Here is a 20,145-nt window from a genome sequence, read left to right as displayed (position 1 = left end):
GAACGAGAATGACAACGACCGCCACGCCGTCCTACGACGCGCTCACCGCCACCTGGCTGCGCCTTTATCGCCTCGGGCACCTGCAAAGCATGGCGAGCTGGGACCAGGCCGCCAACATGCCGCCCAAGGGCAACACCGCGCGCGGCCAGGCGCTCGCCGAGATCGCGATGCTGACGCACGGCATGCGCACCGATCCGGCGCTGAAGGATCACCTGGCGCGCGCGAAGGACGAGGCGCTCAGCGACGCGCAGCGCGCCAACCTGCGCGAGATCGAGCGCAACTGGTTCGCCGCCAACGCGCTGCCCGCCGAACTGGTGGAGCGCCGCGCGCTCGCCACATCGCGCTGCGAGTACGCGTGGCGCACGCAGCGCAAGGCCAACGACTGGGCCGGCTTCGCGGCCAACCTGAAGTCGGTGCTGGAGGTCGGCCGCGAGGAGGCGCGCCATCTCGCCGACAGGAGCGGCCTGTCGCCGTACGACGCGCTGATCGACCGCTTCGAGCCCGGCATGCGCGGCGCGACGATCGACCGCATCTTCGGCGAGGTCAAGCAGTGGCTGCCGGGAATGATCTCGCGCATCACGGCCAGGCAGGCGAGCGAGACCACGCTCGCGCCCCAGGGCCCGTTCGACCGCGCCGCGCAGCGCGCGCTGTGCGAGCGCGTGATGCGCGTGCTGCAGTTCGACTTCGACGGCGGCCGGCTGGACGTCAGCTCGCACCCGTTCTCGGGCGGCGTGCCCGAGGACGTGCGCCTGACCACGCGCTTCCGCGACGACGAGTTCGTGCAGAGCCTGATGGGCACCATCCACGAGACGGGCCACGGTCGCTACGAGCAGAACCTGCCGCGCGAGCTGCTGGGCCAGCCGGTGGCCGAGGCGCGCTCGATGGCCCTTCACGAGAGCCAGAGCCTGGCGTTCGAGATGCAGGTGGGCTGCCACCCCGGCTTCCTGGGCAACATCGCGCCGCTGATCCGCGACGCCTTCGGCGACCAGCCGGCGCTGGCCACCGCCAACCTGCAGCGCCTGCTCACGCGCGTGCAGCCCGGCTTCATCCGCGTCGACGCCGACGAGGTCACCTATCCGGCGCACGTCATCATGCGCTACGAGATCGAGCGCGGCCTGATCGAGGGCCGCTACGAGGTCGACGACATCCCCGCGCTGTGGGACGAGCAGATGATGACGCTGCTGGGCGTCGACACGCGCGGCAACTTCCGCGACGGCCCGATGCAGGACGTCCACTGGCCCGAGGGCCTGTTCGGCTACTTCGCGTGCTATTCGCTGGGCGCGATGTACGCGGCGCAGTGGTTCGCCACGATGCGCCGCCAGATGCCCGATCTCGATGCGCAGATCTCCGCCGGCAACCTCGCGCCGGTCTTCGACTGGCTGCGCGAGAACATCTGGCTGCAGGGCAGCCGCTGGACGACCGACGAGCTCGCCGTGCGGGCGTCGGGCGAGACGCTGAATCCGGCGCACTTCAAGGCGCACCTCGAGAAGCGCTACCTGGGCTGAAGGCCAGGGCGCAGGTGCTGGCCTGGCGCCGATCCGCTCAGACGATCGGCTCCAGCGCCACCCGTCCGGCCGCGACGAACCCCATCACGACGCCCAGCGCGCTGCTCATGATGGTCGGCCCGACCTCGCGATACTGCTGGTGCACCCAGATGAACACGAGGCTCTCGAGCGCCAGGGCCGCGGCGGCGACGATCGTGAGCGCGGGCTGCCAGTGCAGCGCGCCCGGCACGATCAGGCCGATCGTGCAGAACAGTTCGAGCACGCCCAGCGCCATCCAGACGTCGCGCGGCAGCGCGCCGAAGGATCGGACGTCCGCGCTGACCTTGTCGAACATGAAGACCTTCATCAAGCCCGACGCGCCGTACATCAACGCACCGAGCGCCTGCAGCCCCCACAGCAGGATGTTCATCGCCGTCCCCTCCCGTCTTGCGGCGGGATGTTAACGCCGGCGAAGTCGCTGCACAAATGACAAAGGCGCCAGCGGCGACGCTGGCGCCTTCGAGAAGACGCAGAGGCCGCGGACGAGCCGCGGCCGGCGATGGCGGGCGCTCAGGCCGTGGTCGTGGCGTCCGCTGCGGCCTTCCTGGCCGGGGCGCGCTTGGCGGCGGCCTTCTTCGCCGGGGCCTTGGCGGCCGGCTTGGCAGCGGCCTTCCTGGCCGGCACCTTGGCGGCGGCCTTGACCGGCGCGGCCTTGGGCGACTTCGCCAGCTTGGCGACGGCGGCGCTCAGCTCGGCGACCTGGCGCTGCAGCTCGGCCACGTCCTTGGCGGTGGGCACGCCCAGCTTGCCGAGGGCCTTGGCGGTGCGTTCCTCGAAGATGTTCTCGAGCTTGTCCCACGAGGCGCCGGCCTTGCTGGTGACTTCGGAGGCCATCGAGCTCATCTTGCCGGTGACGTCGCCCAGCTTCTCTTCGGCCACGGCCTGCGTCTTGCGCTGCAGGCTGACGCCTTCCTTGACCAGCGCGTCGAACACCTTGCCGCCTTCGGCCTGGGCCTTGGCGAACGCGCCCATGCCGGCCAGCCAGATCTGCTGGGCGGAATCCTTGACGGAGTTGGCGAGCTGGCTGTCCAGCAGGCCGGCGGGGGAGGCGGCCTTCTTGGCGGCGATCTTGGAGAGCTTCTTGACCATGACGTGATCCTTGTTGTTGCCTGAATGGAGGTTCGTGCAGATGACCACCACGTGGTCGAGACTGGAATATAGAGACAGCCGCTGGAGCGCGAAACCTAATTGCGTAGGGTAGCCGCTCTATCCGCGTCAAGCCCCGGCCCGAGCCGGCCGTTGCATCGGACAAACACGCGTGCGCCGCTGCTCGGCCATGTCCCACAATCGGCGCGAGACGCCGTCCAATCGGCTGGAAGCCGTTCCAAATCAGAGGAGACACCGAATGCAGTATTTCGTGACCGGGGCCACCGGCTTCATCGGCAAGCGACTCGTCAAGGCCCTGCTGGCCCGCCGCGGTTCGACGGTGTACTTCCTGCTGCGGCCCGGCTCCGAGTCCAAGGTGCCCGACCTGCTCGCGTACTGGGGCGCGCCCAAGGGCCGCGCGATTCCGGTGATGGGCGACCTCACCGGCAAGAAGCTGGGCGTCGCGGCCGACCAGGTCAAGGCGCTCAAGGGCACCATCGACCAGATGTACCACCTGGCCGCGGTCTACGACCTGTCGGCCGACGAGGAATCGCAGGTCGCGGTCAACGTCGAGGGCACGCGCAACGCCGTCGAATTCGCCAAGGCGATCGACGCCGGGCGCTTCAACCACGTGTCGTCGATCGCCGCCGCCGGCCTGTACGAAGGCGTGTTCCGCGAGGACATGTTCGACGAGGCAGAGAACCTCGACCATCCGTACTTCGCCACCAAGCACGAGTCGGAGAAGATCGTGCGCACCGAGTGCAAGGTGCCGTGGACGGTCTACCGCCCGGCGATGGTCGTCGGCGATTCGACCACCGGCGAGATGGACAAGATCGATGGCCCGTACTACTTCTTCAAGCTGATCCAGCGCATGCGCCAGATCCTGCCGCCGTGGATGCCGTCCATCGGGCTGGAGGGCGGACGCATCAACATCGTGCCGGTCGACTTCGTCGTCGCCGCGCTCGACCACATCAGCCACTCCAGGCTCGAGGGCAGCGGCCAGTGCTTCCACCTGGTCGACCCGGAAGGCCTGCGCGTGGGCGACGTGCTGGCCATCTTCTCCAAGGCCGCGCACGCGCCGAAGATGAACGTGTTCGTCAACGCGGCGCTGCTGGGCTTCATCCCGCGCGGCGTGAAGAAGAGCATGATGGCGCTCGCCCCCGTGCGCCGCGTTCGCAACGCGGTGATGAAGGATCTCGGCCTGCCCGAGGACATGCTCACCTTCGTCAACTACCCGACGCGCTTCGACGACCGCGACGCGCAGAAGGCGCTCAAGGGCTCGGGCATCGCCTGCCCGCCGCTGAAGGACTACGCGTGGCGGCTGTGGGACTACTGGGAACGCCACCTCGACCCGGCGCTCAAGATCGACCACAGCCTCAAGGGCACGGTCGCCGGCAAGGTGGTGCTGGTCACCGGCGGCTCATCGGGCATCGGCCTGGCCGCGGCGTGCAAGTTCGCCGAAGCGGGCGCGATCACGGTGATCTGCGCGCGCGACGAGGACAAGCTCGCCGAGGCGAAGAAGGAGATCCTCGAGTTCGCGAAGAACGGCGGCCGCGCCGACGCGCAGGTGCACACCTACGCCGTCGACATCGCCGACGACGCGCCCACGCAGGCCTTCATCGGCTGGCTCAACGAGACGCTGGGCGGCGTCGACTTCCTGATCAACAATGCCGGCCGCTCGATCCGCCGCGCCATCGAGGCCAGCTACGACCGCTTCCACGACTTCGAGCGCACGATGCAGCTGAACTACTTCGGCTGCATCCGCGTGACGATGGGCCTGCTGCCCGGCATGGTGGCCAAGAAGAAGGGCCACGTCGTCAACATCAGCTCGATCGGCGTGCTCACCAACGCGCCGCGCTTCTCGGCCTACGTCGCCAGCAAGGCCGCGCTGGACGCGTGGACGCGCTGCGCGTCGAGTGAGTTCGCCGACGTGGGCATCACGTTCACGACGATCAACATGCCGCTGGTGCGCACGCCGATGATCGCGCCGACCAAGATCTACAACAACGTGCCCACGCTGTCGCCCGAGGAGGCCGCCGACATGATCGCGTCGGCCTGCGTCGAGAAGCCGGTGCGCATCGCCACGCGCCTGGGGGTGTTCGGCGAGGTGCTGCACGCGTTCGTGCCGCGCGTCGCGCAGATCGTCAGCAACACGACATTCCGCATGTTCCCCGACTCGTCGGCCGCGTCCGGCGACAAGGGCGGCAAGCCCAAGCTGTCGGCCGAGGCGGTGGCGATGCAGCAGATGATGAAGGGCATCCACTTCTGATTGATCGGCGCCGAACGTTCCCGGCGCTGCCGCTCGAGCGGTGGCCCGAAGGTCAAGGGAGCGGCGGATCCGGCTCTGCCGGGCCGCTCGCGGACGACCCCTCGGGGGCAGGGAGCGCTAGCGACCGAGGGGCTCTATTTTCGTGATGGTGTAGACCGAGTTGATGCGATCGAGGCTGAACTGCACCCGATCGCCCACCTGCACCTTGTCCAGCATGGCGGGATCCTGCACCTTGTACGCGCCGGTCATGCCGGGCATGTCGTAGACCTTGATCTCGGCGTGCTTGAGCGTGATGCGGCCGGCCGGCTTGTCGATCTTCTTGACTTCGCCCGCCACCAGGGCCTGGGCGGAAGCGGCGAGCGAGACGGCGAGCAGGGCGACGGTGGCGAGGAGGCGTTTCATGATGGCGATTGTCCTTGGTATCCCTATAACGCGCAGGCCGGGTTGCCGGAATACAGCGCCTTGCTGTCGGGCACGCGGCGGACCCGCCGAAAATCGACCATTCGGCGACATGCATCCGTCGCGCAAGGTCCCTAGAATCGGGCCATGACCACGCCCACCGCCTCCAGCTCCGCCGACCCGACGCACGCGCCGGTCGATCTCTCGCACATCGCGCCGCGCGACAAGGCCGAGATCCTGTCGCAGGCGCTGCCCTACATCCGCAAGTTCCACGGCAAGACGATCATCATCAAGTACGGCGGCAACGCGATGACCGAGCCGGCGCTGCAGCAGGACTTCGCGGAAGACGTCGTGCTGCTCAAGCTGGTCGGCCTGAACCCGGTGGTGGTGCACGGCGGCGGCCCGCAGATCGACTCGGCGCTGTCCAAGCTCGGCAAGAAGGGCACGTTCATCCAGGGCATGCGCGTCACCGACCAGGAGACGATGGACGTCGTCGAGTGGGTGCTGGGCGGCGAGGTGCAGCAGGACATCGTGGGCCTGATCAACTCCGCCGGCGGCAAGGCCGTCGGCCTCACCGGCTTCGACGGCGGCATGATCCGCGCGCGCAAGCTCAAGATGCAGGACAAGGACAACCCCGAGATCGAGCACGACGTCGGCCAGGTGGGCGACATCGTCTCGATCGACCCGGCGGTGGTCAAGGCGCTGCAGGACGACCAGTTCATCCCGGTCGTCAGCCCCATCGGCTTCGGCGAGGGCAACGTCAGCTACAACATCAACGCCGACGTCGTCGCCGGCAAGCTGGCCGAGGTGCTGGGTGCCGAGAAGCTGGTGCTGCTCACCAACACGCCCGGCGTGCTGGACAAGCAGGGCAAGCTGCTGACCGACCTCAGCGCGCGCCAGATCGACGATCTGTTCGCCGACGGCACGATCTCCGGCGGCATGCTGCCCAAGATCGCGTCCGCACTCGACGCCGCGCGCTCGGGCGTCAACGCCGTGCACATCATCGACGGCCGCGTGCCGCACGCGATGCTGCTTGAAATCCTGACGGATCAAGCCTACGGGACGATGATCCGCGCGAGATGACGGCCCCTCGTCCGGCGGCTACGCCGTCCACTCCCCCGAGGGGAGCGCGGGCCTCCTAGGGAGCGGCCCGTCGCACGGCCCGCGTGGTCACTTCGATCAACACAGCAACAAGGGCGCGTCTCGGCGCCGCTTGCGGCGCGGCGTTCCTGTGGGGCACCGGCTCGCTGGTCGTGAACCTGCTCGTCGCGCGCCACGGCTACCACCCGCAAAGCATCTCGTTCTGGCGCTTCGTGCTGGGCGCGGCCTCGCTGCTGCTCGTGTTCGGTCGTTCGATGCCGTGGCGCCGGCTGGCGCGCGAGGGCGCGCCGCTGCTGGGCGCCGGCGCGGTGATGGCGTCATACGTGCTGCTGTGGTTCATCGGCATCGCCCACATCGGCGCGGCCATCCCGACGCTGATCGCGCTGTGCCTGCCGCCGGTGTTCGTGACGGCCTGGGCGCTCGCGCGCGGGCGCCAGCGCGCGAGCCTCGCGTTGCTGGCGATCCTCGCGGCCTCGTTGGCGGGCACGGTGCTGCTGATCGTCGGGGGCGGCGCGGAAGGCGGCGCGCGGCCGGGGGCGACGGTCGACGACTGGGTCTGGGGCGTCGCGGCGTCGGTCGGATCGGCGCTGCTGTATGCGGGCTTCACGCTGGTGAGTCCCGCGATCTCGCGGAAGTGGGGCGCGGGCACCGCGACGACCGCACTGACGCTCGCGGCCACCGCGGTGATGGGCCTGTCCGGACTGGTCTGGCCGCTGCAGCTGCCGCACGAGGCCACGCCCGAGGCCTGGCTGCTGTATCTCGGCATGGTGACCGCGGCGCTGGCCTTGCTCGCCTTCAGCTGGGGCGCCGCGCGGCTGAGCCCGACGGCGCTGACGGTGGCCACGCTGGTCGAGCCGTTGACGGCGGTGCTGCTCGCCGCGGCCTTCCTCGGCGAGCACCTGCACGCCGCGCAATGGCTGGGCGCGCTGCTGTTGATGGGCGGCATCTGGGGCCTGTCGAAAGGGGAGGCGTCGTGAGCGGACGCCCGGCCGCTCCGAAGGCAGCCCGGACCGCCGCCGTCCGGCGGAGGGCAGCCTCGTGACTCGACGCGTCTGGCTGTTCGACCTCGACAACACGCTGCACGACGCCGGCGCCTGGGTCTTCGCGCAGATGAACGACACGATGCGCAGCTACGTCGTCGACACGCTGGGCGTCACGCCCGCCGAGGCCGACCTGCTGCGGGACCGCTACTGGCGCCGCTACGGCTCGACGATGCTGGGCCTGGTGCGCCACCACGACGTCAGCCCCGCGCACTTCCTGCACGAGACGCACCGCTTCCCCGGCCTGGAGCAGCGCGTGACCGGCCACCGCCACGACCTGGCCGCGATCGCGCGCCTGCGCGGGCGCCGCATCGTGCTCACCAACGCCCCGCGCGCCTACGCGATGCGCGTGCTGGGTGCACTCGGCATCGTGCAGCTGTTCGACGAGGTGCTGTCCATCGAGGACATGCGCATGTTCGGCCACTGGCGCCCCAAGCCCGACCGCCGCATGCTGCGCCAGGTCGCCGCGCGTCTGGGCGTGCATCCGTCGCGCTGCGTGCTGGTGGAGGACTCGCTGGACAACGTGCTGGCCGCCCGCCGCGTCGGCATGCAGCCGGTGTGGATGCAGCGCTTCGCCCGCCGCGGCGCGCACGCCGGTCCGCGGGTGCGGCGCTGGAGCGTGCATCCGAGCGGCGTGCGCATCGTCCAGTCCTTGCGCAGCCTGGGCTGAGCCGCACCGGGAGCCCGGCCGCCGGGCTTGGTGCAAACCCGAATGACACACGCCTGTCACGGGCGATCCGGGCGTCGCCGTGTGCGGTCTTCACGGAAACTTTGCTTGGTGTTTACCTGCACGCGGCAGCGCGGCAGTGCTGTGCAAAAATAGGTTCAGACCTGCTCACTTCGGCAGCTGACAGCAATGCCAGACCTTCCCACCGCCTTTTCTGCCGTTGCCGGTTCCGGCGCCTCGGCGCCCGAGATCACGATGCAATCACCGCAAGCAGGTCGGGACGTCAACGACGAGGACGAGGCCCCCGAGGCCCGTGCCGACGCGGCCTCCGAATCCGCCAACGCCCCTGACGGCGCCGCGCCCGCGCGCAAGCGCCCGAAGCCCGGCGAACGCCGCGTGCAGATCCTGCAGACGCTGGCCGCCATGCTCGAAGAGCCGGGCGCCGACCGCATCACCACCGCCGCGCTGGCCGCCAAGCTGTCGGTCAGCGAGGCCGCGCTGTACCGCCATTTCGCCAGCAAGGCGCAGATGTTCGAGGGGCTCATCGAGTTCATCGAGCAGAGCATCTTCACGCTGATCAACCAGATCACCGAACGCGACGCCGATCCGGCGCTGCAGGCCCGCCGCATCGTCTTCATGCTGCTGCAGTTCGGCGAGAAGAACCCCGGCATGGCGCGCGTGATGGTCGGCGACGCGCTGGTGTTCGAGAACGAGCGCCTGTCCGCGCGCATGAACCAGTTCTTCGACAAGATCGAGTCGCAGCTGCGCCAGTGCCTGCGCGCCGCCGCCGAGCACGCGGGCTCGCAGACGCCCACCGTCGACGCCAACGGCCGCGCCTCCGCGCTGACCGCGCTGGCCGTCGGCCGCCTGCAGCGCTTCACGCGCTCGGGCTTCAAGCGCAGCCCGACCGAGCAGATCGAGATGGCGTTGGGCCTGCTCACCTGAGCTCGGCGCGAACCGTCGGTGACGGTTCCGATGCGGGATGCCGCATCACGAGGCATCATCCCGACTCGACCTGAACGGAGACGCCTCATGTCCAAAGTCAAGGTGGCCTGCCTGGGCCTGTCCATCGACGGCTTCAGCGCCGGCCCGCGGCAAAGCATCGACGACCCGCTGGGCGTCGGCGGCCCGTCGCTGATGAACTGGTTCTTCCCGACGCGCACCTTCCAGCAGATGCACGGCGGCGGCGACGGGGAGACCGGCATCGACGACGACTTCGCGGTGCGGAGCTTCGCCAACGTCGGCGCGTGGATCCTCGGACGCAACATGTTCGGCCCCGTCCGCGGCCCCTGGCCCGACGACTCGTGGAAGGGCTGGTGGGGCGACGAGCCGCCGTACCGCGTGCCAACCTTCGTGCTGACGCACCACGCGCGTGGCCCCATCGAGATGCAGGGCGGCACGACCTTCCACTTCGTCACCGAGGGCATCCATGCCGCGCTGGACGCCGCGAAGAAGGCTGCCGGCGACCGCGACGTCCGCATCGGCGGCGGCGTGCAGACCGTGCGTCAATACCTGCAGGCCGGGCTGGTCGACGAACTGCACCTCGCGCTGTCGCCCACGCTGCTCGGACAGGGCGAGGCCTTGCTGGCGGGCATCGACCTGACGGCGCTGGGCTTCAAGTGCACGGAGCATGTCGCGTCGGCGCGGGCGATGCACGTCGTCTTGTCGAAATAGAGCGACTCGCGCGCGGCGTCGTGATGGACCGAGATCGGCCATGAGCGGGCCTTGGGGAACGACAGCTTCCAGCCGGACGGGATACCTAGCTGAATGCTTCCCATGTTCGAGGTGGTTATGAGTTTTGCGGTTTTCGCAGGCGACACCCTTGTCGGGCATTCCGAACTAGAACTCGGCGATCCACCCATGGGCGTCGCGTTTGGCAAGTTCATCCCGACCGAAGGCTATCAACTGATCCGGCATGAGTGTCGGACGAATCACGCGGACCAGTCGGCGCTCGCTTTGAAGGTGAAGACTCCGGCCGGCGAGTGGATACCTTGCGCCGGGGTCGGTGTCTTGGACGACTCAGATCACGCAGACCCGGGTGATGAGCCCTACGTCGAGGCAACGGTACTGGGCATACCCTACCTGGTGTACAGCGAACTATTTCCGGCGCACCTCGCTGCGTACGAGAAGCGGTTCAGCGGCGGTTGAGCGACCGCCTTCGGGCGTCGAGATTCGCACTTCGAATGTCACAGATGGGTCGACATCCGCCCATCAGCCCCTCGCCGATGCGACGGGATGCGCGGTCGTGACGCGGTGTTGCCTGGCTGGCGCTCCCGCGCGCCGTCCTGCGCCCCGAAGTTGACACTGCGGGACGCCCAATTCCTCCCCGGAGCAGGCAAGTTGCCGCCCGAAGCGGCATCGATCCCGCACTCGCAGACCCCATTGCTGCGGCGAGGGAGAAAATTCCGTGTCCGGACGGGAAGATTGCCTGTTCGCGAGGCATCGAAGCCTCTTGGCGACTCGGCGTCGCCTGGACGATCGGGGAATTGCCCTTTCGGCGACCCGTTGTCGCCGGTTCGCCGCGCAATTGGCGTGCTTCGAAGGCCTCGGCCGACGATCTCGAAGGCTTCGACGGATCGCGAACGGGCAAGCGCGCAGCGCGCACCCGAAAGGCTCAGCCTTCTTCCCCGATCGCCACCCGCGTCTCATGCGCCGCCTCGTGCAGCCACGCGACGAAGCTCTCGAGCTCCGGCCGCGGCCGCGCGCTGTTGAGGCTGATCTGCCAGTAGGCCCATGGCGAGGTCATGCGGCCCTCGCGGCCGAAGGGCTCGATCAGGTCGCCGCGTTCGAGCGCCTCGTGGATCAGGGGCAGGCGGGCGAGGGCGACGCCCTGGCCGGCGAGGGCCGTCTGCACCTGCTGGTGCGTGAAGTTGACGCTGATCCAGCGCCGCGGTTCCAGCTGCGACAGGCCGCGCTGCTGCAGCCAGAACGGCCAGCCCAGCACGTCCGAGCTGGCGCGGTCGTCGTCCATCTCGATCAGCGTGCAGTCGACGAGATCCTTCGGCGACTTCAGCGGGGGCGCGGCCCCGCGCGCGATCGCGTCGGCCAGGCTGGCGCCGATCACCGGCGTGCAGACTTCCCCGAACAGGCGGATCGCGCCGGGCGGGGCGTCCTCGGGGCGGATCTGGCGCAGCACCAGGTCGTGGTCGGGGTCGTCCAGCTCGAGCAGGCGGTCGGTGGCGGAGATGCGGATGTCGATGGCGGGCTGGCCCTTCTCGAAGGTGGGCAGGCGCGGCAGCAGCCACAGCGACGCGAACGACGGGAACGTCGACAGGCTCACCTGCGCGCGGCCGCGCAGCTGGCGGATCTGGCGCACGGCGCTGTCGATGCGGCCGAGCGCGGGCGTGATCGCGCGCAGCAGCAGCTGGCCGGCCTGCGTCAGCTCGACGCGGCGCGTGCCGCGCGTGAACAGCGGCGCGCCGAGCTCGTCCTCCAGGCTCTTGATCTGGCGGCTGACGGCCGACTGCGTGACGTGCAGCTCCTCGGCCGCGGCGCCGAAGCCGGCGCGCCGCGCCACCGCCTCGAAGCTGCGCAGGTGGTCGAGGACCAGCGGGCGCTGGCGGCCGAGGTTCATGGCTTGGCAGTCTTCTTCGCCGCCGGCTTGCTGGCCACGGCCTTCCTGGCCGGCGCCTTCCTGGCGACGACCTTCTTCGCCGCGACCTTGCTGGCGGGCGCCTTCGCGGCCGCGGCCTTCTTCTTCGGCGCCTTCGCGCGCGCCGCCACCGCGGCGCCCAGCGCGCGGCGCGCCCACGGCGTCATCTCGGCCGGCGACTCCATCGCCTCCTCCGGCGCCGTGTAGTAGCTCATCACGTGCACCTCGTCGCGCTTGCCCGCGTAGGTGAACGGCCGGCAGCCGGCGCGCTCGAACAGCGGGCGGCTCGCGTCGTCCGTCTTCAGGTAGAGCGTGTCCTGGATGATCAACGCCATGCACAGGTCGTCGATGTAGAGCGCATGGCCGCCGAACATGCGGCGCGACGACGTGCGCCCCAGCGGCGACAGCAGCTCCAGGCAGTGGCTGACGAATCCCGAATCGTTCATGGGCCGCAGTTTAAGGGGCGGATTTGCACGATGCCACGCCGGCCTCCACAATCGACCCATGACAACGCCGCCCTGGAAGTTCTCGCTCGAGCCCGCCCGCGACAAGCCCACGCTGCGCCGCCAGTTGAAGGCCGAGCGGCTCGCGATGACCGACCGCCACCAGCGCTCGGTGCACATGCAGGAGGTGCTGCGCGTGTGGCTGGTCACGCGGCCGGAGACGTCCATCGGCGCGTACTGGCCGATCAAGGGCGAGTTCGACGCCATGCCCGCGCTGTTCCGCTGGACCGAGGGCGAGCCCTATCGGCTGATCGGCCTGCCCGTGATCGACCGCGACACCAAGCAGCTCGACTTCCACGTCTGGTACCCCGGCTGCCCGATGGAGGACGACGCCTACGGCATCCCCAAGCCCAAGGGCACCGACAAGTTCGAGCCCGAGCTGCTGTTGGTGCCCTGCGTGGGCTTCGGCGACGACGGCGTGCGTCTGGGCTACGGCGGCGGCTTCTACGACCGCACGCTGGCGGCGCTGACGCCGCGTCCGTACACGGTGGGCATCGGATACAGCCACGGGTATGTGCCGTGGCTGGAGGCCGAGCCGCACGACATGCCGCTGGACGCGATGATCACCGAGGACGGCGTGTTCTGGGAACGCGAGCGCGACTAGCGCGCGCCGCACCACGTCGCCAGCGCGTCGTCGAGTCCGCGAAGATCCGCGCCGCCGACCCAGGCCGCGTGGCCGTCGGGCCGGATCAGCACCCCGCCGGGCGCGTCCACCGTTCCGATCGACGGCAGTTCCCAGGGGCCTGCCGAAGTCGCGTCGACACGACGCACGCGGTCGCTCTGGCCGGCGATGGGCAGGCTGCCGGGTGGCCCGAAGTTCAGCAACACGGGGCGAGCGGCGTGCAGCAGCTGGAACACGCGGGTGGGGCCGTCGGCCGTGACGAGGTCGCGATCCGGCATGCGGCGGCCGAGCAGCGGATGGCCGTCGCCGAGGTCGTGGCGGATGTCGAGCCCGCACATCGAGGCCGCGAATCCGCGGCGCGCGTCGTCGTTGGCCAGCAGTTCGGCGAAGGCCTCGCGCAGCGCGGCGCTGCGATCGTCGGGCCGGCGCAGCGCGACCAGCGCCATCGTCTTGCGCAGCATGCGCGCGCCGGCCGGATGGCGCTCGGCGTGGTAGGTGTCGAGCAGGCTTTCCGGCGATGTTCCGAGGACGACCTGCGCCAGTTTCCAGCCCAGGTTGACCGCGTCCTGCAACCCGAGGTCGAGGCCCTGGCCGCCGTCGGGCGCATGCACGTGCGCGGCGTCGCCGGCCAGCAGCACGCGGCGGTCGCGATAGGTCGCGGCCTGACGGGTCGTGTCGCCGAAGCGCGAGATCGAGGACGGCGCGTGGATGCCGAAGTCGGTGCCGTAGGCGGCCACGAGCGCGTCGGCGAGCTCGCGCAGCGTGGGCTCGCCGGTGGCGTCGGCGCACTGTTCGGCCACCATGACCTGCACCCGTCCGCTGCCCTCGATCCGGCTGATGGCGTGCAGGCCGATCGCGTCGCGGCGGATGCCCCAGGGCGGCTCGCCGGCCATCGCCGCTTCGGCGATCAGGCTGCTGGTCGTCGCGTCCCATCCCGGAAACTCGATGCCGGCGGCCTTGCGGACCCGGCTGCGGCCGCCGTCGCAGCCGACGAGATAGCGGGCCCGCAGCGGGCCGCCTGCCGCCAGGTGGATGTCGACGCCGTCATCGTCCTGCGCGAATCCCGTCACCTCGCGGCCGCGGAGAACGGGCACGCCCAGCCCGGCGATCCAGTCGGCGAGGAGGCGCTCGACGTGCTGCTGCTCCAGCGCCAGCACGCAGGCATGGCGGGTCGGCAGGTCGCCGATGTGCAGCGGCATGCCGCCGAACTGCGCGCGCGGCGCCATGCGGCCCTGCGCGATGAAGCGTTCGGCAAGGCCGCGCTGGTCCAGCAGCTCGATGCTGCGCGCATGCAGGCCGCGGGCGCGCGTGCCCGCCAGTTGCTGGTCGACGCGCCGCTCGACGACCGCGACGTCGACGCCCGCCAACGCCAGCTCGCCGGCCAGCATCAGTCCCGTTGGACCGGCGCCGGCGATCACCACCGCATGTTCCATCCTGTCGTTCTCCCGATCTCGCCATCGACCTCGACGGCGGCCGCGATGCTACGGCGAGGGACGGGGCTTGCCGCAAGCCCCCGGGGCCGCGATACACTGGAAGTGCGGCAGGCGGGGCCTTGTCGCGGCCCCGGGATCGGCTAGTCCTTGTCGGGCGCGCCGAGCGGGAAATACGGCCTGAACGGCCGTGCCGCGTCGACCGCGCGCGCGAACGATGGCCGCGCCAGCAGGCGCCGGCGATACGCGGTCAGGTTCTCGAAGCGCGCATCGATCGGATGCGTCCAGTCGGCGTAGAACAGCGACGGCGCGGCGGCGCAGTCGGCCAGGCTGAAGGTGTCGGCCGCGGCCCATTCGCGATCGGCCATCCGCTTGTCGAGCCACGCGTAGGCCGTCTCCAGCATCCCGCGCGCTTCGGCCACGCCTTGCGCGTCGCGCGCCTCGGGTGCGCGCAGCGCGTCGTAGACCACGCGCTGCTGGGGCGTCGACACGTAGTTGTCGAACATGCGATCCATCATCCGGACGTCGATCGCCGCCAGCGGATCGGACGGGATCAGCCGCACCGCGCCCGGATGCATCGCCTCCAGGTACTCGATGATCGCCGTCGCCTCGAGGATCGTGCGCTCGCCGTCGACCAGGATCGGAAAGCGCCCGAACGGCGAGCGCGCTGCGAAGTCGGCGCCCGTCGCGGGATCGTCCGGCGACAACACGCGCGGCGCGAACGCGGTGCCGTTCTCGTGCAGCGCGATCAGCGCCTTCTGCGAATACGACGAGAACGGGTGGAAGAAGAGCTGCAGGGCCATGCCGGGGTTCCTGGTGTTGCCAAGGGGGCGTTCATGCACCGAATCCGCTCAAAGATTACCTGTTGTCAAACGCCGATGCACCTTGTCACTGCGCACACGTAACGGTGTGTCTCCGGTCTCGTCGTTTACCCCAGGCGACGTGATTTTTTCCACGCTCGACAGGTAAGCTACGGCTTTCAAGGACGGGTCCGGTTCACGCCGCGAAGCCGGTCCCGCATAAGAAAGTCGCAGAGGAAGCAGCAGCCATGTCAGAAACCATCGACCTCAAGGTACCCGGCACGCGGTCCCGCGTTCCCGTGCGCACGACGGGTCAGTGGCGCAGCCGGTTCCTCGGCCTGGCGGGCGCGCGCGAACTGAAGAAGTCGTGCGGCGTGTGGGTCAAGCGCTGCAGCTCGGTCAACACCTTCGGCTTCGACCAGCCGGTCGACGTCGTGTTCCTCAGCGCCGACGGCGTCGTCACCAAGATCGTCGCCGGCATGAAGCCCTGGCGCATGTCGAGCTGTCCCGAGGCCCGCACCGTGCTCGAGCTGCGCGCTGGCCTTGCCAGCCGCCTGCACCTGGCGCCGGGCGTCGAGATGGGCCTGCTGGCCTGATTGCGCTGTCCGGTGCCTGCCGGACGTCGAGCTCAGTGCGCCGCGGCGATCGCGTTGGCCGCCGGCAGGTCGGCGGCGACCGATAGCGAGATCCCCGGCAGCTTCGACTTCGCCAGCAACTGCGTCATCAGCGCGCGTTCTCGCGACAGCACGTGCGTGGGTGCGAGGCTGTCCCAGCGGCGGGCATCCGAATCGAGGTAGGTCGCGGTCGCGTCGAAGCGGGCATCGTACGGATCGTGCAGCCCCATCGGCTGGGGCTGGCCTCGGCCTTCCTTCGCGAGGGCGCCGGCGACGGCGGCCTCGCGCGTCCCGACCGGCTCGCTCTCGCGCGCGGCGATGGCGAGCAAGCCGACGTTCTTCGGCAGCAGCACCGACGTGTGGATCATGTAGATGTTGGCGATGCCCGCGGTATGCGGATCGGCGTCGCCCACCTTGTACTTGATCGTCGCGATGTCGTACGGCGTGGCGCTTTCGTTGTGGAGCTGCATCTCCACCAGGCCGCCATGGTGCTTCGCGATCCAGCTCCGGTAGTGATCCTGCGCCGCGACTTGCTCGGTGAAGTAGGCATCGCGCACCAGGTCGCGATCGCTGGCGCCCAGCTGCACGATCAGGTGGTCGGGCGTCGCCCACGCGAGCGCCGTCGGGGTCTCCTGGGTCAGCGTCCAGCCGGTGGCGTCGAGGCCCATCAAGGCCTGGAGGCGGCGCACCGGCGTCGACGGGTCGGTAGCGGCGTTGGCCGCCGCGAGGCTGGCGAGCGGACAGGCCAGCATCAGGCCCAGTGCGAGGAGAAATCTCATGAGGCCGGCATGTCCGAGTGGCGATGCGGCATTCTCGCCGCATTCCGCTGCAATGGGATGTCAGGCGCCCGTGGGCATCTGCGCCAGCGTCTGCCAGTGCCGCCCGAAGACCAGCGCCACCGCCGGGTGCGACTCGATGCGCTCCAGCAGCGCCGAGAAGGCCGGCCGCGAGGTCTTCACGTGCTTGCGCGTGCCCGACCACTTCGACACGACCGCCGCCAGCAGGTCCAGCGCGCCGGGCTGCTCGCCGGCGATGAAGCGCTCGTCGGCCACCGGGTAGAGGTCGGCGAAGATGTCCCAGTGCTGGTGCAGGCGATCGGTCGCGCCGGCCTTGACGGCCTGGCGCGCGGCGTCGTCGGTCGCGCTCGTATAGCGCTCCGGGTAGTCGATCACGCTGATGCACGAGTAGCAGTTCGCCGCGATGTAGACGAGCCCGCGCAGCACGAGGTCGCGCTCGCCCGGCGTCTCGCTGAGCAGGCCCGATTGCGGGAACGCGAAGCCCAGGTGCATCAGGATCGCGGCGCTTTCGGTCAGCACCGTGCCATCCTCCAGCAGCAGCGTCGGGATCTGCTTGAGCGGGTTGACGCGCTCCAGCTCGGCGAGGGCGTCGTTGTGCTCCCACGACGCGGCCTCGACGATGCGGTAGTCCGCGCCGGTCATCTCGAGTGCGCACTCGACCGCGGCCGATCCCGAGCCCTTGAATCCGAACAAGGTATACATGCGAAGCTCCTGTCGCGCTCGCGGGCGCGATGTGCCAGACGGAGCCGCGATCCTATCCCGCGATGAGGCTCAGGTCGAACGCGCGCTGCACCAGCCACAGGCCCGCGACGCCGGCGATCAGGAGCGAGCCGCCCGCGAACGCGCCGCGGTAGGTGCGCGTGCCGCGCAGCGACCACGCGACCGGCAGCACGAGCGCCACGATGCACAGCTGGCCGATCTCGACGCCCACGTTGAAGCCGACCAGCGGCCCGGCGAGCGCGCCCTTGGCGAGGCCGGCGTCCTTCAGCGCGGATGCGAAGCCGAAGCCATGCACGAGGCCGAACACGAAGGTCAGCTTCCAGCGCGCCTCGCTGATCAGCGGCCAGATGTTGTTCAGCGCGGCCAGCACGACGCTCGCGGCGATGATGGATTCGACCCAGCGCGATGGCGGATCGACGACATCGAGCACCGACAGCGCGAGCGTGATCGAGTGCGCCACCGTGAACGCGGTGACGACCTTGAGCACATTGGCCAGCGCCAGCCGCAGGTTGGCGGACGGCACCCAGCGCGTGCGCGTCACGCCCGTGCGCGGGTCGGTCACCGCGCTGCGGATCCACACCGCCGGCAGCAGCAGCGACAGCAGGAACAGGATGTGGTCGTAGCCGATCAGGATGTGGTGGACGCCCTCGCGGACGAAGCCGAAGAACGACGAGGCGGGCGCATCGTCGGCGGATGCCGTGTCGGCGTTGGCGTCCGGCTGTGCCTTCGGCGCGGCGGCCGGCACAGGCACGGGCGCGGGTGTCTCGACGAAATCGGCGCTGGTGCCGGACGCGGCCGGCGCCGTGGGCAGCGGCGGCAGCTTGAAGCGATGCCAGCCGTTGCCCGGGCTCAGCACCGCCAGCTGCGGCGTCCCTGCGTCCGCGTCCGCGCGCGACACGCGCGCGATCCCGCGATGCGTCGGGTCCGTCTTCGCGAACAGCTCGTACTCGACGCTCAGCGCCTGCACCGGCGCCGCGCAATGCCACTGCGTGCGCAGCACGGCGTAGGTGCCGTCGCTGTGCTCGGTCAGCGCGGGCGTGTTGGCGTCGGTGACGGGTGTCGACGCCGCGTCGGGCGTGCAGCGCGCGCCGTCGGCGCTCAGGCGGATGTCGTTGCGCGCCAGCGCGGCGATGTCGGCCCAGCGGGTGCGCACCTCCTTCCAGCTGAGCTGGTCGTCGGCGTTGGTGTCGAGGTCGAGGTCGCGGTCGAGGTCGCGCAGCGCGATGTCGATGCGGGCGGCGACGGTCGCGCCGTCCACGTGCAGCGTGACGTAGGCATCGCTGGCCTTGTGGGCCTGCGCGAACGGCGCGAGGGCGACGAGCAGTGCGGCGAGGCAGGCGCTTTTCATTGGTCGCTCCGGGACACGGTCTGGGTCGTCGCCGGCAGGAAGGGCGCGGCGGCGGGGCCGCCGGCCGCGAGGCGCGCGTCGCGCCCGCCGGTGTCGCGCAGGAACTGCCACAGCGGCGCCGCGGCATCGTCGCGATGCGAGGCATGGGCGGCGCGGGCGAGCACGACCTCGTCGGCCGGCTCGTGCTGCACCATCCAGTTGGACTTCGCGAAGACTAGCGCGGCCCGCGTGTCGCCGCGCAGCTCGAGCTCGTAGCGCGACTGTTCGCGGCCGTGGCTCTTGTCGCCGCGCAGCAGGGCCGCGTCGTAGCGCTCGCCCAGCAGGGCGGCGGCGTCGCGCGCCAGCGGACTGTTCTTGCCGTGCAGCTGCTTGTAGGCGAGCGCGATGCGCAGCAGCACCGGGTCGGCGGCCGTGTTGTCCTTCAGCAGTGCGACGACCTCGGCCGGGCGATGCTGGTCGAGCAGCCAGTCGGCGTAGGCGCACTGCGTGTAGACATCGGGATTGGCCTTGAGCGCCGCCGCGAACAGCGGGCCGGCCGCCGGATCGCCGCGCCGCTGCGCGAGCTCGGCGCGCATCAGGTTCAGCCATCCGGGCGCGGGATCGCCCGCGACGGTGGAGGCGCTGCCGGGGTCGGGCGCGCCCGCGAGGCGCGCGAGCGTCGCGGCGGCGGCGTCCGCGTGCCCCTGCAGGCTCGAGAGCTCGGCGATGCATGCGAGCGCGTTGAGGCGGATGCCCGAGCCGAGTGCGAAGTAGTCGGCGCCGGCCAGGCGGCGGCAGCCGGCCTCGGCCTCGGCAAAGTGGCCCAGCACCTGGTGCACGCCGGCGCGCGTCAGTTCGGCCTGGGCACGCACGGGCAGCGAGACGCCGGGTGTCGCGAGGACGGCGTCGAGTTCGACCAGCGCGTCCTTGAAGAAGTGCTGGCTCTGCAGGACGGTGGCCTGGACGAGCCGCACCTGCGGCGGCGCGTCGGCACGGCCCCACCACGGCGCCAGCGCGGCCTGGGCCACGCCCAGCTCGCGCGGGTCGCCGTGCAGGCGGCCGCGCGCCAGGGCGTCGTCGGCGGCCTTCAGCGCGAGGCCCAGTTCGTTGGGATGTTCCTGAAGCTGGGCGCGCTGCGCGCGCTCGGCGGCGATCGCGGCGCGGCGCTGCGCCGCGTCGCCCACGTGGGTCGGCAGGTGTTCGACGATGGCGCCGTCCTGCATCGGGAATTGGAGGGCCGATTCCTCGGCCGCGAAGGAGGGCGCCACCGCGCCCAGCGACAACGCCAGGGCGAGCAGCGGGGCGGTGGCGCGGGTCATCACGGGGTCGCGATGGGGGACTCGGTCTCGCTGGTCGGCAGCGTCGGCACGAGGTCCAGCGTCAGCGGCTCGGTGTTGTCGGTCTGCGGCAGGTTGAACGCGAACGACTCGAGCGCCGCGTCGTTGGCCGCGGCCGAGGCCGGCACCTGGGTGATCGCCGCGGGCGGCGGCGGTGGCGGCGGGGGCGGGCTGTTGTCGTCGCCGCCGCAAGCGGCGAGGAACAGGCTGGCCAGCGCGCTGACGCCGATCAGCGTGGCCGTGCGGCCCGCCGACGAACCGCCTTCCGGCGGTGGGCAAGTGGAGATGGTCATGTCG

Annotated in this window: 22 protein-coding genes; 10 read left to right on the top strand and 12 right to left on the bottom strand. The window is 70.3% G+C overall.

Translation table 11 applies throughout. The features are described 5' to 3' along the window. The first annotated feature begins 8 nt into the window (after positions 1-8). A complete protein-coding gene (locus LPC04_RS20830; RefSeq protein WP_275684208.1) occupies positions 9-1,505 on the top strand; it encodes a carboxypeptidase M32 in 1,497 nt (498 codons plus the stop codon). A gap of 37 nt (positions 1,506-1,542) precedes the next feature. Here the strand turns inward: LPC04_RS20830 and LPC04_RS20825 are convergent, their stop codons facing one another. Further along, on the bottom strand, positions 1,543-1,914 hold the full coding sequence (locus LPC04_RS20825) for a DoxX family protein (RefSeq protein ID WP_275684207.1): 372 nt from the start codon (positions 1,912-1,914) through the stop codon (positions 1,543-1,545). A gap of 140 nt (positions 1,915-2,054) precedes the next feature. Beyond that, complete coding sequence (locus tag LPC04_RS20820) at positions 2,055-2,633, bottom strand: phasin family protein (RefSeq protein WP_275684206.1); 579 nt, start codon at positions 2,631-2,633, stop codon at positions 2,055-2,057. 256 nt (positions 2,634-2,889) lie between these two features. On the opposite strand from LPC04_RS20820, the gene LPC04_RS20815 reads away from it, so the two are divergent. Then, entirely contained in the window at positions 2,890-4,899 is a 2,010-nt protein-coding gene (locus tag LPC04_RS20815) for an SDR family oxidoreductase (RefSeq protein ID WP_275684205.1), read from the top strand. A 117-nt stretch (positions 4,900-5,016) separates the two neighbouring features. Here LPC04_RS20815 and LPC04_RS20810 read toward each other — a convergent pair whose 3' ends face one another. After that, positions 5,017-5,301 (bottom strand): copper-binding protein, encoded by a 285-nt coding sequence (locus LPC04_RS20810; RefSeq protein ID WP_275684204.1) that lies wholly within the window; start codon positions 5,299-5,301, stop codon positions 5,017-5,019. A gap of 144 nt (positions 5,302-5,445) precedes the next feature. Here LPC04_RS20810 and argB point away from each other — a divergent pair, with 144 nt between their 5' ends. The 6 genes from argB (at position 5,446) to LPC04_RS20780 (ending at position 10,254) form a co-directional block, all read left to right on the top strand. Then, the gene (argB, locus tag LPC04_RS20805) at positions 5,446-6,381 is read left to right on the top strand and encodes an acetylglutamate kinase (protein WP_275684203.1); all 936 of its coding nucleotides are present in this window, start codon (positions 5,446-5,448) and stop codon (positions 6,379-6,381) included. 83 nt (positions 6,382-6,464) lie between these two features. Then, positions 6,465-7,376: a DMT family transporter gene (locus LPC04_RS20800; RefSeq protein ID WP_275684202.1), complete on the top strand. Its 912-nt coding sequence runs from the start codon at positions 6,465-6,467 to the stop codon at positions 7,374-7,376. Between the two features lie 61 nt (positions 7,377-7,437). Then, positions 7,438-8,109, top strand: a complete 672-nt coding sequence (locus LPC04_RS20795) for a pyrimidine 5'-nucleotidase (RefSeq protein WP_275684201.1) — start codon at positions 7,438-7,440, stop codon at positions 8,107-8,109. A gap of 252 nt (positions 8,110-8,361) precedes the next feature. Further along, a complete protein-coding gene (gene slmA, locus LPC04_RS20790) occupies positions 8,362-9,051 on the top strand; it encodes a nucleoid occlusion factor SlmA (RefSeq protein WP_275684200.1) in 690 nt (229 codons plus the stop codon). An 87-nt stretch (positions 9,052-9,138) separates the two neighbouring features. Next, on the top strand, positions 9,139-9,780 hold the full coding sequence (locus tag LPC04_RS20785; protein WP_275684199.1) for a dihydrofolate reductase family protein: 642 nt from the start codon (positions 9,139-9,141) through the stop codon (positions 9,778-9,780). Positions 9,781-9,882: 102 nt separating this feature from the next. Next, positions 9,883-10,254: a hypothetical protein gene (locus LPC04_RS20780; RefSeq protein WP_275684198.1), complete on the top strand. Its 372-nt coding sequence runs from the start codon at positions 9,883-9,885 to the stop codon at positions 10,252-10,254. A gap of 466 nt (positions 10,255-10,720) precedes the next feature. On the opposite strand, the gene LPC04_RS20775 is transcribed toward LPC04_RS20780, so the two are convergent. Beyond that, positions 10,721-11,680: a LysR family transcriptional regulator gene (locus tag LPC04_RS20775; RefSeq protein WP_275684197.1), complete on the bottom strand. Its 960-nt coding sequence runs from the start codon at positions 11,678-11,680 to the stop codon at positions 10,721-10,723. Next, positions 11,677-12,144: a TfoX/Sxy family protein gene (locus LPC04_RS20770; RefSeq protein ID WP_275684196.1), complete on the bottom strand. Its 468-nt coding sequence runs from the start codon at positions 12,142-12,144 to the stop codon at positions 11,677-11,679. The genes LPC04_RS20775 and LPC04_RS20770 overlap by 4 nt, the downstream gene beginning before the upstream one ends. Before the next feature lie 58 nt (positions 12,145-12,202). Between LPC04_RS20770 and LPC04_RS20765 the strand changes: the two genes are divergently transcribed. Further along, the gene (locus LPC04_RS20765; RefSeq protein WP_275684195.1) at positions 12,203-12,805 is read left to right on the top strand and encodes a 5-formyltetrahydrofolate cyclo-ligase; all 603 of its coding nucleotides are present in this window, start codon (positions 12,203-12,205) and stop codon (positions 12,803-12,805) included. Here the strand turns inward: LPC04_RS20765 and LPC04_RS20760 are convergent. Both LPC04_RS20760 and LPC04_RS20755 read right to left on the bottom strand, forming a co-directional pair. Then, the gene (locus LPC04_RS20760) at positions 12,802-14,256 is read right to left on the bottom strand and encodes an FAD-dependent monooxygenase (RefSeq protein ID WP_275684194.1); all 1,455 of its coding nucleotides are present in this window, start codon (positions 14,254-14,256) and stop codon (positions 12,802-12,804) included. The two genes, LPC04_RS20765 and LPC04_RS20760, sit on opposite strands and share 4 nt — an antisense overlap. 140 nt (positions 14,257-14,396) lie before the next feature. Further along, positions 14,397-15,056 (bottom strand): glutathione S-transferase family protein, encoded by a 660-nt coding sequence (locus tag LPC04_RS20755; protein ID WP_275684193.1) that lies wholly within the window; start codon positions 15,054-15,056, stop codon positions 14,397-14,399. A 245-nt stretch (positions 15,057-15,301) separates the two neighbouring features. Here LPC04_RS20755 and LPC04_RS20750 point away from each other — a divergent pair, with 245 nt between their 5' ends. Next, positions 15,302-15,649, top strand: a complete 348-nt coding sequence (locus LPC04_RS20750) for a DUF192 domain-containing protein (RefSeq protein ID WP_275684192.1) — start codon at positions 15,302-15,304, stop codon at positions 15,647-15,649. Between the two features lie 32 nt (positions 15,650-15,681). On the opposite strand, the gene LPC04_RS20745 is transcribed toward LPC04_RS20750, so the two are convergent. The 5 genes from LPC04_RS20745 to LPC04_RS20725 are packed head-to-tail and all read right to left on the bottom strand — an operon-like array spanning position 15,682 to position 20,141. After that, positions 15,682-16,446: a hypothetical protein gene (locus tag LPC04_RS20745; protein WP_275684191.1), complete on the bottom strand. Its 765-nt coding sequence runs from the start codon at positions 16,444-16,446 to the stop codon at positions 15,682-15,684. A 60-nt stretch (positions 16,447-16,506) separates the two neighbouring features. Continuing rightward, positions 16,507-17,166 (bottom strand): glutathione S-transferase family protein, encoded by a 660-nt coding sequence (locus LPC04_RS20740; protein WP_275684190.1) that lies wholly within the window; start codon positions 17,164-17,166, stop codon positions 16,507-16,509. Positions 17,167-17,218: 52 nt separating this feature from the next. Then, positions 17,219-18,532, bottom strand: a complete 1,314-nt coding sequence (locus LPC04_RS20735) for a HupE/UreJ family protein (protein ID WP_275684189.1) — start codon at positions 18,530-18,532, stop codon at positions 17,219-17,221. Beyond that, positions 18,529-19,830: a hypothetical protein gene (locus LPC04_RS20730; RefSeq protein ID WP_275684188.1), complete on the bottom strand. Its 1,302-nt coding sequence runs from the start codon at positions 19,828-19,830 to the stop codon at positions 18,529-18,531. The genes LPC04_RS20735 and LPC04_RS20730 overlap by 4 nt, the downstream gene beginning before the upstream one ends. Beyond that, positions 19,830-20,141 carry a hypothetical protein gene (locus LPC04_RS20725; RefSeq protein WP_275684187.1) on the bottom strand — a complete coding sequence of 104 codons (312 nt, stop codon included), beginning with the start codon at positions 20,139-20,141 and terminating at the stop codon, positions 19,830-19,832. The genes LPC04_RS20730 and LPC04_RS20725 overlap by 1 nt, the downstream gene beginning before the upstream one ends. Positions 20,142-20,145: the final 4 nt, after the last annotated feature.

This window comes from Scleromatobacter humisilvae (genome assembly GCF_023231945.1).
GTDB classification, from domain to species: domain Bacteria; phylum Pseudomonadota; class Gammaproteobacteria; order Burkholderiales; family Burkholderiaceae_C; genus Scleromatobacter; species Scleromatobacter humisilvae.
Note: the sequence above shows the minus strand (reverse complement) of the source record. Positions and strands in the feature narration are given on the sequence as shown.